Here is a 15,278-nt window from a genome sequence, read left to right on the forward strand (position 1 = left end):
CGGGTCACGCGCCGCATTGACTTGGGTCAATCCCGTCGCATTGTTCACGTCGTACGGGCTGTCACGAGGGGAGGGCGGTTGACGATGCAGGTGCTTGAACGCGGCGGTACGAAACTGGCCTACGCCGACAGCGGCGGGCGCGGCCACCCGGTTGTGCTCATTCATGGCTGGTGCTGCGACCGCAGCTTTTTCCAACCACAGTTCGACCATCTCGTCGGCTTGGGCCACCGCGTGGTGGCGCTCGACCTCAGGGGCCACGGCGAGAGCGACGCACCGCATGGCGCCTATTCGATGGAGGTTTTTACCGACGACGTGGCCTGGTGCCTGCGGGAACTCGCGCTGGAACGGCCGGTTGTCGTCGGCCACAGCATGGGCGGCATCATCGCCTTCAATCTTGCTGCGAGATATCCAGACCTGACAGGCGCGATCGTGATGATCGATTCCGCCGTCTTCCGGTCCGCCGGCGCGCTGAAGGCGATCGGTGGTATCTGCGAAAGGCTTGCTGGGCCGGACCGCGTTGCCGTCGCGCGCGAGTATGTGAGTTCGGCGTTGTTCATCGCGACCGACGATCCCGTGCGAAAGAGCGACATCCTCAGGCGCATGGGAAATGCGCCGGCGCATGTGATGCTGGGAGCCATGGAGGGGTTGCGCGACTACGACCCGTCCTCTGCGCGCGGGCGGATAGCTGTGCCGAGCCTGTTCATCATGGCGGACGAGCCGGTACCGCGGTCATACATGCCCGGTCTGCTCGAACTGGTGCCGCAGCTCATGGTGGGGCAGACCGTCGGTTCTGGGCACTTCTGCCAGTTGGAAGTGCCTGATCAGGTCAATGCCATGTTGGATCGCTTCATCAGCATCGCCGGCCGGAATTAGCCAGAAATCAGACGATAGGCCGAATAGCCGCCGATCGCAGTCAAACCTGCGATGCAGACGGCGTGAAAGGCAACGGCGAACCAGAAGGCTCCGGGCTCGCGGTTACGGTCGTACGAACGCCCGCGCGAGGGCAGCACGCCGTTCGCAAGCGCTTCGCGAATGAGATGGACCTCAAGCGCGATCATGGGAACGACGAGTGCGATCGCGACGAGTTGGGCGATGGTTTCGGGCTTCACCGAGGCTTTCCGTGGACATGGGCGCGGCAGGTGATAGCGTGTCGCGACGAATTCGGCTCGGGGAGGGGCATTTTGAAAAGCTTGAGCAAACTATCGGCGACCACCGTGCTGGGGCTCCTCATGCTTTCCGGCGGAGCGTCCGCTCAATATTGCGAAGGCACTGTCTTCGGCCTTTCGTCGACGTACAACCTGGCCAAGGGAACGGGCTTCCTGGCAGTCAGGTCGCAGCCCAAATCTTCGGCGCGGATGGTTGGGCAATTCTTCAATGGCGACAAGACCGAGATCATGGGCCGGCAGGGCAACTGGTACCGCGTCGCCATAGGGGGCATCGACGGCTGGGCCAGCGCAAAGTGGATACGCAACTCCTGCAACTATTGACGCGCGGATTGCGTCGTCAGGTGATGCGGCGGACCCAGTCTGCGACGGCGCCGGAAATGGTCTTGAGGTGATCAGCGGCTGAGAACCCGGAGATGGCTTTGCGAGGCTTCAGGTCGTGGTCACCGTCTTCCAGCCATAGCAGCTCGATCCGGTCGGAAAGGCTGTAGCCGGCCACCTCTTCCTTGGTTCCGAACTCGTCGCGGGTTCCCTGGACGATGAGGGCAGGCGTCTTCAGGTGTTCGAGGTGCGCCGTCCTGAGTTGCGTGGGCTTACCCGGTGGGTGAAACGGGTAGCCGAGGCAGAGCAGGCCGGCGATCTTGCCTGCGGCGAAGGCATCTTCGGCCATCATGCTGGCAACACGTCCGCCCATCGATTTGCCGCCAATGATCAGTGGCCCTTTGGCGTTCAGCGCGTCGATGGCCGCCAGATATTCTGGAATGACCGCCTCGGCACGCGGCGGTGGCTTGCGGATGCCGGAACGCCGGGCTGCCATGTAGCCGAACTCGAACCGAGCGACGCGAAAGCCGGCCGAGGCGAGCGCTTTGGCGGAGGCGGTCATGGATGCGGAATCCATCGGCGCGCCGGCGCCGTGCGCAAGCAGGATCGTCGTCCCGGCATCCGATGGTCCGTCAAAGATCATGCTCGTCCCATCCCTTCTGGAAGGCAGCGAGGATAGCAGCCGGATCGTGGAAGGTCAGCCTCGCCTATTCCGCGCCCGGCAACCATGCGACGAGCGCAGACGGCGCTACGCGATCAGCAGTCCAGGCGATGCCGGCCTTGACCACGTCATAGCCTTTGGCGGTCCCATGCAGGACATCGCCACCGCGGGCCAGGACAGCGTCGTAGAGCGAGCGGCCATCTTCCTGTTCCAGCGCTGCCAGCGCCGTGGCCGGAGGCTGCTGTGCCGGCTCGGCAGGGTCGGAGACCGCACGGCATATGCCGGTGACGAGCGGGTAGTCGAAGCCCGGCGCGCGTATGACCTGTGCACTCATGTCGGCTTCGCATTCTGCAACGGTCGCCCACTGGGCTGGCGTCTCCGAAACGAATTCGCAGAGCTTCGCGTCGCAATCGCAACCGACGATCGTCATCGCCACAAGCGCAGTTTTCAGCATCACCGTCCCTCCAGTGGACGCATGCAGGATCGTTCATGATCGCGGCGTCACTTGGCCGGGAATTGGGAAAGAAAGAGGCAGCGCCTATTCAGCTGGCGGAGCCAGCTCGCAGTCCTGACCCTCGCAGCTTTCCATGGGGCCGCTTGCCGAGGGCATGCAGTTCTCGCCCTCGCACTCCTGTGCGGGATTTTCTTGCGCAGGAAGGCAATTCTCGCCCTCGCAGGTGACGGCAGGATGAGGCGGGCAATCCTCGCCTTCGCATTGCGGTTGTGTCGGATCGACGTAGACCGGCGCGATCTCCTGGGCAAACGACGGTATCGAACCGGCCAGGATCGCAGAGCAGACAAACGCAACGTGCAACAACCGCATCATCGCCTCCTGAATCAGAGTCCGCCACGGAACAGGCATAGTCCACGGTGACATTGCCGGTCTGACAAGGCAAGCACCGGCGCGTGGCGACGCTTCCGCCACATTGCCGCCCCGTTCTCGACATATTCGCTTAACAGGCTGCTAATTCTTCCCGTGCATATTGAGGGGTAGGGACAAGTTTTTAGCGGCGGACTTCGCGGGTCGCAGGGGACGATTTTGAGAATTCTGATTCCGGCGCGCTCGCGCCTGCGCGGCGCCTCTACGATCGTTGCAATCGCTGCCACCGCGGGTTTCCTGGTGGCCTGCACATCATCCCAGCCGACTGCAGAGGTTAGCGTCAAGAAGCGGTCGAAGGAGTACTTCGCCGAGTCGGAATATGGCGTGAAGGCAAGCCCGCGCGTCACGATGCTCAAGTCCAACCTGCCGCGTGGCGGCGGCCGCGAGCAGGTCGGCAAGCCCTACAAGGTCAAGGGGAAGGTTTACTATCCAAAGGAAGAGAAGGGCTACAAGAAGACCGGCCTCGCCTCGTGGTATGGCGACGCGTTCCATGGCCGCCTGACCGCCAACGGCGAAATCTACGACATGACGCATCTGACGGCGGCGCACCCGACCATGCCGCTGCCGAGCTATGCCCGCGTCACCAATCTCGCGAACGGCAGCTCCGTGATCGTGCGTGTCAACGATCGCGGTCCCTATTCGCACAACCGCCTGATCGATCTTTCGAAGCGCGCGGCGGAAATGCTGGACTATACGCACACCGGCACAGCCAAGGTGAAGGTCGAATATGTCGGCCGGGCGCCATTGGACGGCGAGGATGACCAGTACCTGATGGCTTCGTATAGGCCGGGCAACCGCGCGCCCGATCCGTCCGACGGAATGCCGACCGGCGTGATGATCGCCATGAATGGACCGACGCCGACCACCGATGTCGGATCCTCAGGCGCACCGTTCGACATGATGGCGACTGGCACGAGCGGCCTTGCACTACCTGCCGAGGGACCGATCGCGCCGGAGCGTCCGGCTCCGGATGGACTGGGGCAAATGCAGGTAGCAATGGCATCGCTTTCCTACGCAGACGACAAGGGCAGCCGTTCAGCCGGCGCTTTCGCCGCCCTCGGAAGCCTGACGCCCGATGCAGTTTCGCAGTCGTGGAAACGCATGAACGATGGTCTGGTGCCTGAGGGCGAGGCTTATATCGCCGCCGCCAGCTTTACCGATGCCGCCGAGGCCGACAGATTGGCAAAGGAGCTTGCCCGCTACGGTCGCACCGAAATCGAGAAAACCGAGATCGACAACGTCATGTGGTACGGCGTCAACCTAAGGGCCGATGGCCGCCAGTCGGTCGACGACCTGCTCGAGGCGGCGTGGTCGCATGGTGCGCCCGATGCGATCGTGGTGCGCGACTGAGACTCGTCGCCATCAAACCTGAACACAAACGCGCGATTTCTGGTGCCGGCTGTTGATCGCCGGCATTGCGGACTGGTAGGTCTGAAGCCTCAGCCGCATTCCTGCAGGACATCGCGCTCATGGCAACACGCGCATTTTCCGTTCTCATCGCGCTGGCGATGATTTTTGGCTCGACCGGCCCCGGCTGGTCGCAGGCCAAATCTCAACTTTTCGAGACGCGCGCCAAGCAGGCCGTGATGCTCGACGCCGAGACAGGCACGATCCTCTACTCGAAGGACGGGGACAAGCTGATACCGCCGGCGTCGCTGGCCAAGCTGATGACCATGGAAGTCGTCTTCCATGCTCTCAAGGTCGGCCGACTGAAGATGGACGACACGTTCGCCGTCAGCAAGAACGCTTGGACCAAGGGCGGCGCCAAGTCCGGCGGTTCGACCATGTTCGCCAAGGTGAACTCGGAAATCCGGGTCGAGGACCTGATCAAGGCCGTGATCGTCCAGTCGGCGAACGACGCATGCATCACGCTTGCCGAGGGCATCGCCGGCACCGAAGAGAATTTCGCGCAACTGATGACCGAGCGAGCGCGGCAGATCGGCCTGAAACAGTCCGTGTTCAAGAATTCCAACGGGCTACCCGCCGAAGGACAGCTCGTCACAATGAACGAACTGGTGCACCTCGGCCGGCATATCTGGCAGGAATATCCGGAGTATTATCGCTTCTACAGCATCCGCGAATTCACCTGGAACAAGATCACCCAGCCCAACCGCAACCCGTTGCTTGGCATGGAGATCGGCGCGGACGGCATGAAGACCGGCTTCACCGACGCATCCGGCTACGCGATCGTCGGCTCGGTGCAGCGGGACGGACACCGCGTGTTCGCCGCAATGAGCGGCATGGCCAGCGAGCAGGAGCGCGGCGAAGAAGCGCGCAAGCTGCTCGAGTGGGGCCTGCGGGCTTTCGAAAAGACGCAGCTTTTCGAAGCCGACGAGGTGATCGGCGAGGCGAAGGTATTTGGCGGCGCGAAGTCTGGAGTGGCTGTCAAGGCCAAGGGGCCGATCAGCATCTTCATTCCGCTGACCAACACCGACCGGCTGGTCGCGCGCATCGTCTACCGGGGCCCGATCGCCGCGCCTGTGCGCGAAGGCACGCCGGTCGGCGTGCTGAGGGTCTGGATCGGCGACAATATGAGCCAGGAAACGCCGCTCTATGCCGCCGAGACCGTGGAGCTCGGAAGCCTCCAGCAGCGCGCGCTCGATGCCGTCGGCGAGTTGATGGTCGGATGGCTGCGCTGATCCGGGGCTGCGGCTTCGGCAAACGGCGGAATTGATTTCATCCGGGCGATCAATGCTCTACATACCGTCCGATGGCGTCGATCTTTGCGCCGTCCGACACGGAATACGGGATTGGCGCGCGGCTTTTTCATAACGTTCGAAGGCGGGGAGGGCGCGGGCAAGTCGACGCAGATCGAGCGGCTGGCCAGAAAGCTTCGCGACAAGCGCTATGCCGTCACGGTGACGCGCGAGCCGGGCGGTTCGCCGGGCGCAGAGGCGATCCGCCACGTCATCCTCTCTGGCGCGGCGGAACCCTTTGGGCCGACGATGGAGGCGCTGCTCTTCGCGGCGGCCCGGTCAGACCATATCGAACAGCTGATCCGACCGGCGCTGAGGCGCGGCAAGATCGTGCTCTGCGATCGTTTCGTGGATTCCTGGCGCGTCTATCAGGACAACATCGATCCGGCTTTGATGGCGGAGATGGAGCACGTGTCGCTGAACGGGGTGATGCCCGACCTGACGCTGATCTTCGACCTCGACCCCGAGGAAGGCCTGCGGCGGGCATCGGCGCGGCGGGGAAACGGCGAGGTAGATCGCTTCGAGCGCGAGACGCTCGCCATTCACAGGCGGCGAAGGCAGGCGTTCCTGGACGTTGCGCTCAAGGAACCGAGACGCTGCGTGGTGATCGATGCCACGCCGGAAGCGGATCTGGTGGAGGAGGCGGTGACGCAGGCGGTTTTCGCCGCGCTGCCGGTCCGTTCGCATGCCGAGCCCAAAGCGGTCCAGGAAACCTAGACGGATGTTTGAGCGCATGGCCCCCGAGCAGCACGACACGCTGGACGGTATCCCGGAGCCGGCGGAGAACCCGCATCTTTTCGGGCATGATGGCGTCGCGACGATGCTCGCATCGGCCCATCGCACGGGAAAGCTGCCGCACGCACTGTTGCTTGCGGGCCAGACCGGTATCGGCAAGGCGACGCTCGCCTTTCATCTCGCCTATCATCTGTTGAAGTATCCGGAACCAGGTCGCGCGCCTGATATGCTCGCGACGCCGGACGTCGAATCCGCCTTGTTTCGCCAGATCGCCATCGGAGCGCATCCTTCCGTCCTGCATCTGACACGTCCGCTCAACGAGAAGACGAAAGGCTTCAAGACAGTCGTGACGGTTGATGAGATCCGGCGCGTGAACCGCTTCCTGGCGATGACCTCACACGATGGCGGCTACCGCGTCGTGATCGTCGATCCGGCCGACGATATGAACACCAACGCTGCGAATGCGCTGCTGAAGAACCTTGAGGAGCCGCCGTCGCGCACAGTCTTCATCCTGATCGCGCATTCGCCCGGTGGACTGCTTCCGACCATCCGCTCGCGCTGCCAGACCGTCAGGCTTGCGCCCCTCGGCCGGCAGGATCTGTTCGCTGCCCTTTCGCACTTCGATCTTGCGCAGCCGGCCGACGAACCCTCGCAGGATGCGCTGGCGGAACGGGCAGGGGGCAGCGTGCGCATGGCGATCTTGCTCACCCAATATGGCGGGCTTGAAATCGCCGAGGCGACCGACCGCATCGTGCTGTCGCCAAGCCTCGACGTCGCCGGCGCGCATCGCGTTGCCGACGCGGTGAGCGGACGCGATGCGGCGATACAATTCGACATCTTCAACCAGCACGCGCTCGACCTCTTCGCCAACGCGGCGTCGACGGCCGCGCTGAGGGGTGAAACACGACTCGCCGACCGCCTGTCGCAGGGCTGGGAGGACTCACGGGTTGCGATCGCGGAAACCGAAACCTATAATCTCGACCGCAAACAACATGCGTTGAACATGATCGTCCGGCTGCAAGACACGTTTCGAATGTGAAGCTGCGCTGATTTTCAGCGCCGCGCCGGATTTTGCCGAAGCTTTTCCTGTTTTCAGGTCTGATGCCCGACCGGGTGGCTTCCATCGGCCCGATGCGCTATCTCCGCCAAACTTTGTCCCTGCATTCCTGAACGGCGTCCACCATGTCCCGCGATAAATTCTACCTGACCACTCCGATCTTCTATCCGAACGGCAAGCCGCATATCGGCCATGCCTATACGGTGATCGCCAGCGATGCCCTGTCGCGCTTCCAGCGCCACGACGGCAAGGACGTGTTCTTCCTGTCGGGAACCGACGAGCACGGGCTGAAGATGCAGCAGACGGCGGAGAAGGAAGGGATCACGCCGAAGGAGCTGGCCGATCGCAACTCGGCGATCTTCCGCGACATGGAGGCTGCTCTCGGCGCGTCCATCAACGACTTCATCCGCACCACAGAGGACAGGCACTACAAGTCCTGCCAGGCGCTGTGGGAACGCATGGCAGCCAATGGCGACATCTATCTCGACCGCTACAGCGGCTGGTACTCGGTGCGGCAAGAAGCCTATTTCGACGAGAAGGAAACGACCCTCGGCGACGACGGCGTCAGGCGCGAGCCGCTCGGCTCTCCGGTCGAATGGAACGAGGAGGAAAGCTATTTCTTCCGGCTGTCCGCTTATCAGGACAAGCTGCTGGCGCTTTACGAAAGCAATCCAGACTTCGTCGGCCCGTCGGAGCGCCGCAACGAGGTGCTCAGCTTCGTGAAGTCTGGGCTGCAGGACCTCTCGGTCTCGCGCACCACGTTCAACTGGGGCGTTCCGGTTCCGGGCGACCCCAAGCATGTCATGTATGTATGGGTCGACGCGCTGACCAACTACATCACGGCGGCCGGTTTCCCGGACACCAGCGCCGAAAATTGGAGCTACTGGCCGGCGACGCACATCATCGGCAAGGACATCGTGCGCTTCCACGCTGTCTACTGGCCGGCCTTCCTGATGTCGGCGGGCATCGAGCTGCCCAAGCGCGTCTATGCGCACGGCTTCCTGTTCAACCGCGGCGAGAAAATGTCGAAGTCGGTCGGCAACGTCGTCGATCCCTTCGCGATGGTCGAGCACTACGGCCTGGATCAGGTGCGATACTTCTTCCTGCGCGAGGTGCCGTTCGGCCAGGACGGCAGCTATAGCCATGAGGCGATCGTCAACCGCACAAACGCCGACCTCGCCAACGATCTCGGCAATCTGGCGCAGCGCTCGCTGTCGATGATCGCGAAGAACTGCGGCGGCATGGTCCCTGCCAAGGGCGCGCTGGCCGAAGCCGACGTGGCGATCCTGAAGCAGGCCGCCGAAGCGCTGGAGACCGCGCGCAAGACGATGGCCGAACAGGCGATCCATCAGGCGCTGGCCGCGATCTTCGGCGTAGTCGCCGAAGCCAACCGCTATTTCGCGGGGCAGGAGCCGTGGGCACTGAAGAAGACCGATCCGGTGCGCATGGAGACGGTGTTGTGGACGACGGCCGAGGTGCTGCGGCGCGTCGGCATCCTGTGTCAGCCCTATATCCCGAACTCGGCCGCAAAACTCCTCGACCTACTGGCGGTCAAGGACGATGATCGCAGCTTCGCCCATGTCTCTGACGCGCACGGGCTCGTTTCGGGTACCGTGCTGCCGGCACCGGCGCCGGTCTTCCCGCGCTACGTCGAGCAGGCCGAGGAAACCTGACGCCGATGCTCGTCGATAGCCACTGCCACCTCGACTTTCCGGATTTCGCCGAGGAACGGGCGGCAGTGGTGGCACGCGCGGTGGCTGCGGGAGTCGGCCACATGGTCACGATCTCGACCAGGGTGCGGCGGTTCGATCAGGTGCTGGCGATAGCCGAAGAGTTCGACAACGTCTTCTGCTCGGTCGGCACGCACCCGCACAACGCGGCCGAAGAATTGGACGTCACGGCCGACGAACTGGTCAGATTGTCGGCGCATCCGAAGGTTGTCGCGATCGGCGAGGCGGGGCTCGACTACCACTACGACAAGTCGCCACGCGACGACCAGATGAAGGGTTTTCGGACACACATCGAGGCGGCGCGCCGCACAAGCCTGCCGCTGGTGATCCATGCCCGGAATGCCGACGAGGACATAGCCGCGACCCTGGAAGAACAGACCGGGAAGGGCGCGTTTCCTTTCGTGCTGCACTGCTTCTCATCGGGCGCGGAACTGGCCCGGACAGGTGTGCGGCTCGGCGGCTATGTCTCGTTCTCCGGTATCCTGACCTTCAAGAATTCCGACGAACTGCGGTCCATCGCCGCCGAGGTTCCGCGTGACAGGCTGCTGGTCGAGACGGACGCGCCCTACCTCGCCCCCGTGCCCATGCGCGGCAAGCGGAACGAGCCCTCTTTCGTCGTCAATACGGCGAATGTTCTGGCTGAGGTTCTTGGTGTAAGCCACGCAGAAATTAGGAAAATCACGACTGAGAATTTCTTCCATCTATTCTCGAAGGCGGGCAAGACCGTCACGCGGGCAGCCTGACCGTGGCAGGCGACATCCTGCGTCTCACCATCCTCGGCTGCGGTTCGTCGCCGGGCGTACCGCGCATCACCGGCGACTGGGGCAATTGCGATCCCAACGATCCCAGGAACCGCCGCACGCGGACTGCCGCGATGGTCGAGCGCGTGGCGCCGGACGGCCGTGTCACGCGCGTCGTGATCGATACAGGCCCGGATTTTCGGGCGCAGATGGTCGCGGCGGGCGTCAAGCGCCTCGATGCAGTGGTGTACACCCACCCGCATGCGGACCATATCCACGGCATCGATGATCTGCGCGGATACTGGCTGGAACAGCGCAATCTCATCGACGTTCACGCCGATGCGCCGACGTTGGCGAGGCTGAAGCAGGCCTTCAGCTACTGCTTCGAGACGCCGCCCGGAGGCTCCTACCCGCCGATCGTGCGCGGCCATCTCATCGACACGCCGGCGGCGTTCACGGTGGAAGGAGAGGGGGGACCCCTCACCTTCGAGCCGCTGCCGCATGTGCATGGCGATATCATGTCGCTCGGCTTTCGCGTCGGCCGGCTGGCCTATTGCCCCGACGTCAGCGACTTTCCGGCGGCGACGGTCGAGCGACTTGGCCGCCTCGACGTGCTCGTCATCGACGCGCTGCAATACAACACGCATCCGAGCCATTTTTCACTCGGCCAGGCGCTTGGCTGGATCGAGCGGCTGACGCCAGGTCGCGCCGTGTTGACCCACATGCATACGCCGCTCGACTACGCCGCAGTCAGCGCCGAGACCCCGGATCATGTCGAGCCGGCCTATGACGGCATGACGATAGAGATTCCATTTTGAATCAAAGCGCTGCGGCCGGGGGACGAAGCGATTGGCATGAGGCGCGCAAACACAGGCTTCACCCAACCTCTCATTAGCCCATAAGTTCCATAATATGTCTTATGCGACAAATGTGTAGATGCGCGCTCGACGGTCCACTTGACGGGAAGCAGGTGCGCTTGTACGGCCACCTCTCCCATCCACGGCCCAACTCCCGAGGCTAAGGACTTCATGGAACTCTTCACAGCCGCTGGTTTCGCCGCGCTCCTGCAGGTCATCGCGATCGACCTCGTTCTCGCGGGCGACAATGCCATTGTCATCGGCCTGGCAGCGGCCGGCCTTCCGCCGGAACAGCGCAAGAAAGCGATCCTCGTCGGCATCATCGCTGCCACCATACTGCGTATCGGCTTTGCTCTGATCACCCAGCAATTGCTGCAGATCGGCCCGATCCTGCTGATCGCCGGCGGTCTGCTGCTGTTCTATGTCTCCTGGAAGATGTGGCGCGAACTGCGCACGCCTCATCACGAGGAACACGCCGCCGCCGAAGCGCTGGCGGAAGCTACGATTGGCGAAGAAGGTCCCGCCAGCGGCAGCAAGGTTGCGTCTACAAAGCCCCGCAAAACCTTTGCGCAGGCCGCATGGCAGATCGTCATAGCCGACGTTTCGATGTCGTTGGACAATGTACTCGCCGTCGCCGGCGCTGCGATGGACCACCCGACGGTCCTCATTATCGGGCTCGGGCTGTCGATCGCGCTGATGGGCTTTGCCGCAACCTTCATCGCAAAGCTTCTGCACAAGCACCGCTGGATCGCCTATGTCGGTCTGGCGGTCATCGTCTATGTCGCGATCGAGATGACGCTGAAGGGCGCCTATGGCCAGTGGCCTGAGCATTTTGCCTTCCTCGACTTCTGGTTCGGCGGCAAGCCGGCGATGGGGCACTGAGCCCCCGAGGGCGCTTTCTGCGCCCTCGCCGGCTTCTGTGACGCGGCGGTGATTACAATCCCGAGAAATTGTGATACTGCGCCGCCTTTCCTGATCCACCGGAAGCTTTGAATGGCCGCGCCACGCGTCAGTTTCGTCAGTCTCGGTTGCCCAAAGGCGCTCGTCGATTCCGAGCGTATCCTCACGCGCCTGCGCGCCGAAGGCTACGAGATATCGCGCAAGCACGACGGCGCGGACCTCGTCGTCGTCAACACATGCGGCTTTCTGGATTCAGCGCGCGACGAGTCGCTGGACGCGATCGGCACCGCGATGAAGGAGAACGGCAAAGTCATCGTCACGGGCTGCATGGGCGCGACACCGGAGCTGATCCGCCAAAAACACCCCAACGTGCTGGCAATCACCGGTCCCCAGGCTTACGAAAGCGTCATGGCCGCCGTGCACGAGGCTGCTCCGCCGGCCCACGACCCGTTCGTGGACCTGCTGCCGCCGCAGGGCGTGAAGTTGACACCGCGCCACTATGCCTACCTGAAGATTTCCGAAGGCTGCAACAATCGCTGCACGTTCTGCATCATCCCGGCGCTGCGCGGCGATCTCGTCTCGCGGCCGGCCGCCGACGTGCTGCGCGAGGCGGAAAAGCTTGCCGCCGCCGGCGTCAAGGAACTGCTGGTGATCTCGCAGGACACCAGCGCCTACGGCATCGACGTGAAATACCAGACGAGCCTTTTTCACGACCGCGAGGTGAAGGCAAAGTTCCTCGATCTTGCACAGGAACTCGGCGAGATGGGGATCTGGGTGCGCATGCACTACGTGTACCCCTACCCGCATGTCGCCGACGTCATCCCGCTGATGGCCGACGGCAAGATCCTCCCCTACCTCGACATCCCGTTCCAGCACGCCTCGCCGCAGGTGCTGAAGAACATGCGCCGCCCGGCGCATGGCGAGAAGACGCTGGAGCGTATCCGCGGCTGGCGCGAAACCTGCCCCGACCTTGCCATCCGCTCGACCTTCATCGTTGGCTTCCCCGGCGAGACGGACGGCGACTTCGAGATGCTGCTCGACTGGATGGACGAAGCCAAGATCGAGCGCGCCGGCTGCTTCAAATACGAGCCGGTCGATGGCGCGCGGTCCAACGACCTGGGCCTCGAACAGGTGCCGCAGGAAATCAAGGAAGCACGCTGGCACCGCTTCATGCAGCGCCAGCAGAAGATTTCGGCCGGCCTGCTTCAGAAGAAGGTCGGCAAGCGCCTTCCCGTTATCATTGACGACGTGCATGGCACGGCTGCCAAGGGACGCACGAAGTACGACGCGCCCGAGATCGACGGCTCCGTTCACATACAGTCGCGCAGGCCGCTCCGCACTGGCGACATCGTGACCGTCAAGATCGATCGGGCTGACGCCTACGACCTCTACGGCACAGCCGTCTGAGCGCATTCCACGCATTCGGCCGGCCGCAATGAAAAAGGGCGCCAAAGGCGCCCTTCCTTCGTTCGGATGTGAGAGCTGCGCTTACTGCGGCAGCTTGTCGTCCACGCCGGCGACGTAGAAGTTGAGGCCAAGAAGCACGCCGTCCTCAGCCACCTCGCCTGCCTTCAGCCATTCGGTCCCGTCCTGCTTGTTGATCGGTCCAGTGAACGGATTGAGCTCGCCGGAGGTGATCTTGGCCTGGGCCGCCTCAGCAGCAGCCTTCACGTCATCGGGCATGTTGGTGTAGGGAGCCATGACAACATGGCCGTCCTTCATGCCGCCCCAGATGTCGATCTGTTCCCAGTTTCCGTCAGCCACAGCCTTGATGCGCTTGGTGTAGTACGGACCCCAGTCGTCGACGATCGAGGTGAGTTGGGTCTCGGGGCCGAACTTGATCATGTCGGAAGCCTGGCCGAAGGCCTTGATGCCACGGTCATGCGCAACCTGCATCGGCGCGGTCGAGTCGGTGTGCTGGGTGATGATGTCGACGCCCTGGTCGATCAGCGCCTTGGCAGCGTCGGCTTCCTTGCCCGGGTCGAACCAGGTGTTGGCCCACACGACCTTGACCTTGAAGTCTGGATTGACCGACTGCGCGCCGAGCAGGAAGGAGTTGATCCCCATCACCACTTCCGGGATCGGGAACGAGGCGATGTAGCCTGCGACGCCGGCCTTCGACATCTTGGCGGCGATGATGCCCTGCACGTAGCGGCCTTCGTGGAACTTCGAGTTGTAGGTCGAGACGTTGGGCGATTCACGCTTGAAGCCGGTTGCATGCTCGAACTTCACGTCGGGGAACTTCTTGGCCACCGCGTTGGTGGCATCCATGTACCCGAACGACGTCGTGAAGATGATGTTGCAGCCGGAGCGGGCGAAACGCTCTATGGCGCGCTCGGCGTCAGCGCCTTCCGGCACGCTTTCGAGATAGGCGAGTTCCACCTGCTCCTCGCCACCGAGGGCCGTCTGCGCCTCGAGCGCGCCCTGATGGTGCTGATAGGACCAGCCGAAGTCGCCGATCGGGCCGACATAGATGAAGCAGGCCTTGACCTTGGCTTCCGCCGCCATCGTGCCGAACGCAAGTGCCGCCGCCGTGGCTGCGAGTGTCAGAAATCTTGTTTTCATACTGGTAGATCCTTTTGAGGTTCTTCTTTTGGGGTCTCTTCCCGTCTTTGCATTTTGTCTAGCGATCTGGCACGAACGGCCGCCCCAGTGAAGCCGGTGTGTTGATCATCGTCAGTCGCCTGTTCCGCGAGATTAGAACAAGAACGAGGGTGGTAGCCAGATAAGGAAGGGCCGAAAGCAGCTGCGAGGGGATGCCTATCCCCAGCGCCTGCGCATGAAGCTGGCCGATTGAGACCGCGCCGAACAGATAAGCACCGGCAAGAACGCGCAGCGGACGCCATGATGCGAAGACCACCAGCGCCAGCGCGATCCAGCCGCGCCCCGCGCTCATGTTCTCGATCCACTGCGTCGTGTAGACGAGCGACAGGAAAGCGCCGGCAAGCCCGGCGCAAGCGCCGCCGAACATGACGGCGAGATAGCGGATGCGGATGACGTTGATGCCGAGCGCGTGCGCCGAGCCGTGATTGTCGCCGACGGAGCGAAGCGTCAGACCCGCGCGCGTCCGGAACAGGAACCAGGCGACGCCGACGGTCAGCAGGATCGAGACGTAGAAAAGCGGATCCTGCCCGAAGAACAGCCGGCCTACGAAAGGAATGTCCGTCAGCCCCGGAATGTAGATGGCCGCGAGCTTGACGCCGGGCTGGCCGACGAAAGCTTCGCCGATCATGCCGGAGAGGCCGAGACCGAGGAGCGTGAGCGCCAGGCCCGTCGCCACCTGATTGGTGACAAGCGTCAGCGTCAGGAATCCGAACAGCAGCGAAAACAGCGCTCCGACAATGATGGCGGCGAACACGCCGAGCCATGGCGAACCGGTGGTGAGCGCCACGCCGAAGCCGGTGACCGCGCCCATGATCATCATGCCCTCGACGCCGAGGTTGAGAACGCCCGACCGTTCCACGACGAGTTCGCCGATCGCGGCGATCAGCAAAGGCGTCGCGGCGGTGGCGATGGTTATGAGTATCTGCTCGATCAT

The 15,278-nt window shown here is 63.2% G+C and carries 16 protein-coding genes; 11 read left to right on the forward strand and 5 right to left on the reverse strand.

Annotated elements, in window-relative coordinates:
* Positions 1 to 84: 84 nt before the first annotated feature.
* Positions 85 to 873, forward strand: a complete 789-nt coding sequence (locus ABMA32_RS19200; protein ID WP_349015388.1) for an alpha/beta fold hydrolase — start codon at positions 85 to 87, stop codon at positions 871 to 873.
* Here ABMA32_RS19200 and ABMA32_RS19205 read toward each other — a convergent pair.
* On the reverse strand, positions 870 to 1,109 hold the full coding sequence (locus ABMA32_RS19205; protein WP_349015389.1) for a hypothetical protein: 240 nt from the start codon (positions 1,107 to 1,109) through the stop codon (positions 870 to 872). The two genes, ABMA32_RS19200 and ABMA32_RS19205, sit on opposite strands and share 4 nt — an antisense overlap.
* A 72-nt stretch (positions 1,110 to 1,181) precedes the next feature.
* Between ABMA32_RS19205 and ABMA32_RS19210 the strand changes: the two genes are divergently transcribed.
* Complete coding sequence (locus ABMA32_RS19210) at positions 1,182 to 1,487, forward strand: SH3 domain-containing protein (RefSeq protein ID WP_349015390.1); 306 nt, start codon at positions 1,182 to 1,184, stop codon at positions 1,485 to 1,487.
* 16 nt (positions 1,488 to 1,503) lie between these two features.
* On the opposite strand, the gene ABMA32_RS19215 is transcribed toward ABMA32_RS19210, so the two are convergent.
* Together ABMA32_RS19215 and ABMA32_RS19220 are read right to left on the reverse strand one after the other, a co-directional pair.
* Entirely contained in the window at positions 1,504 to 2,127 is a 624-nt protein-coding gene (locus ABMA32_RS19215) for an alpha/beta hydrolase family protein (protein WP_349015391.1), read from the reverse strand.
* A 64-nt stretch (positions 2,128 to 2,191) separates the two neighbouring features.
* A complete protein-coding gene (locus ABMA32_RS19220) occupies positions 2,192 to 2,599 on the reverse strand; it encodes a hypothetical protein (RefSeq protein ID WP_349015392.1) in 408 nt (135 codons plus the stop codon).
* A gap of 591 nt (positions 2,600 to 3,190) precedes the next feature.
* Here ABMA32_RS19220 and ABMA32_RS19225 point away from each other — a divergent pair.
* The 9 genes from ABMA32_RS19225 (at position 3,191) to rimO (ending at position 13,147) form a co-directional block, all read left to right on the forward strand.
* Complete coding sequence (locus ABMA32_RS19225; protein ID WP_349015483.1) at positions 3,191 to 4,375, forward strand: septal ring lytic transglycosylase RlpA family protein; 1,185 nt, start codon at positions 3,191 to 3,193, stop codon at positions 4,373 to 4,375.
* A 158-nt stretch (positions 4,376 to 4,533) separates the two neighbouring features.
* On the forward strand, positions 4,534 to 5,664 hold the full coding sequence (locus ABMA32_RS19230; RefSeq protein ID WP_349015484.1) for a D-alanyl-D-alanine carboxypeptidase family protein: 1,131 nt from the start codon (positions 4,534 to 4,536) through the stop codon (positions 5,662 to 5,664).
* A gap of 111 nt (positions 5,665 to 5,775) precedes the next feature.
* Positions 5,776 to 6,438, forward strand: a complete 663-nt coding sequence (tmk, locus tag ABMA32_RS19235; protein ID WP_349015393.1) for a dTMP kinase — start codon at positions 5,776 to 5,778, stop codon at positions 6,436 to 6,438.
* A gap of 4 nt (positions 6,439 to 6,442) precedes the next feature.
* The gene (locus ABMA32_RS19240) at positions 6,443 to 7,495 is read left to right on the forward strand and encodes a DNA polymerase III subunit delta' (protein ID WP_349015394.1); all 1,053 of its coding nucleotides are present in this window, start codon (positions 6,443 to 6,445) and stop codon (positions 7,493 to 7,495) included.
* 143 nt (positions 7,496 to 7,638) lie between these two features.
* Positions 7,639 to 9,186, forward strand: coding sequence for a methionine--tRNA ligase (gene metG / locus ABMA32_RS19245; protein ID WP_349015395.1), 1,548 nt, complete (start codon positions 7,639 to 7,641; stop codon positions 9,184 to 9,186).
* 5 nt (positions 9,187 to 9,191) lie between these two features.
* A complete protein-coding gene (locus tag ABMA32_RS19250; protein WP_349015396.1) occupies positions 9,192 to 9,986 on the forward strand; it encodes a TatD family hydrolase in 795 nt (264 codons plus the stop codon).
* A gap of 2 nt (positions 9,987 to 9,988) precedes the next feature.
* Complete coding sequence (locus ABMA32_RS19255) at positions 9,989 to 10,801, forward strand: MBL fold metallo-hydrolase (protein ID WP_349015397.1); 813 nt, start codon at positions 9,989 to 9,991, stop codon at positions 10,799 to 10,801.
* Positions 10,802 to 11,011: 210 nt separating this feature from the next.
* Positions 11,012 to 11,722: a TerC family protein gene (locus ABMA32_RS19260; protein WP_349015398.1), complete on the forward strand. Its 711-nt coding sequence runs from the start codon at positions 11,012 to 11,014 to the stop codon at positions 11,720 to 11,722.
* A 111-nt stretch (positions 11,723 to 11,833) separates the two neighbouring features.
* Positions 11,834 to 13,147 carry a 30S ribosomal protein S12 methylthiotransferase RimO gene (gene rimO / locus ABMA32_RS19265; protein WP_349015399.1) on the forward strand — a complete coding sequence of 438 codons (1,314 nt, stop codon included), beginning with the start codon at positions 11,834 to 11,836 and terminating at the stop codon, positions 13,145 to 13,147.
* An 81-nt stretch (positions 13,148 to 13,228) separates the two neighbouring features.
* On the opposite strand, the gene ABMA32_RS19270 is transcribed toward rimO, so the two are convergent.
* Both ABMA32_RS19270 and ABMA32_RS19275 read right to left on the reverse strand, forming a co-directional pair.
* Positions 13,229 to 14,305 carry a BMP family ABC transporter substrate-binding protein gene (locus ABMA32_RS19270; RefSeq protein ID WP_425475560.1) on the reverse strand — a complete coding sequence of 359 codons (1,077 nt, stop codon included), beginning with the start codon at positions 14,303 to 14,305 and terminating at the stop codon, positions 13,229 to 13,231.
* A 58-nt stretch (positions 14,306 to 14,363) separates the two neighbouring features.
* On the reverse strand, positions 14,364 to 15,278 hold the full coding sequence (locus tag ABMA32_RS19275; RefSeq protein WP_349015400.1) for an ABC transporter permease: 915 nt from the start codon (positions 15,276 to 15,278) through the stop codon (positions 14,364 to 14,366).

The organism is Mesorhizobium quangtriensis (assembly GCF_040081925.1).
In the GTDB taxonomy this organism is placed as follows: domain Bacteria; phylum Pseudomonadota; class Alphaproteobacteria; order Rhizobiales; family Rhizobiaceae; genus Mesorhizobium_K; species Mesorhizobium_K quangtriensis.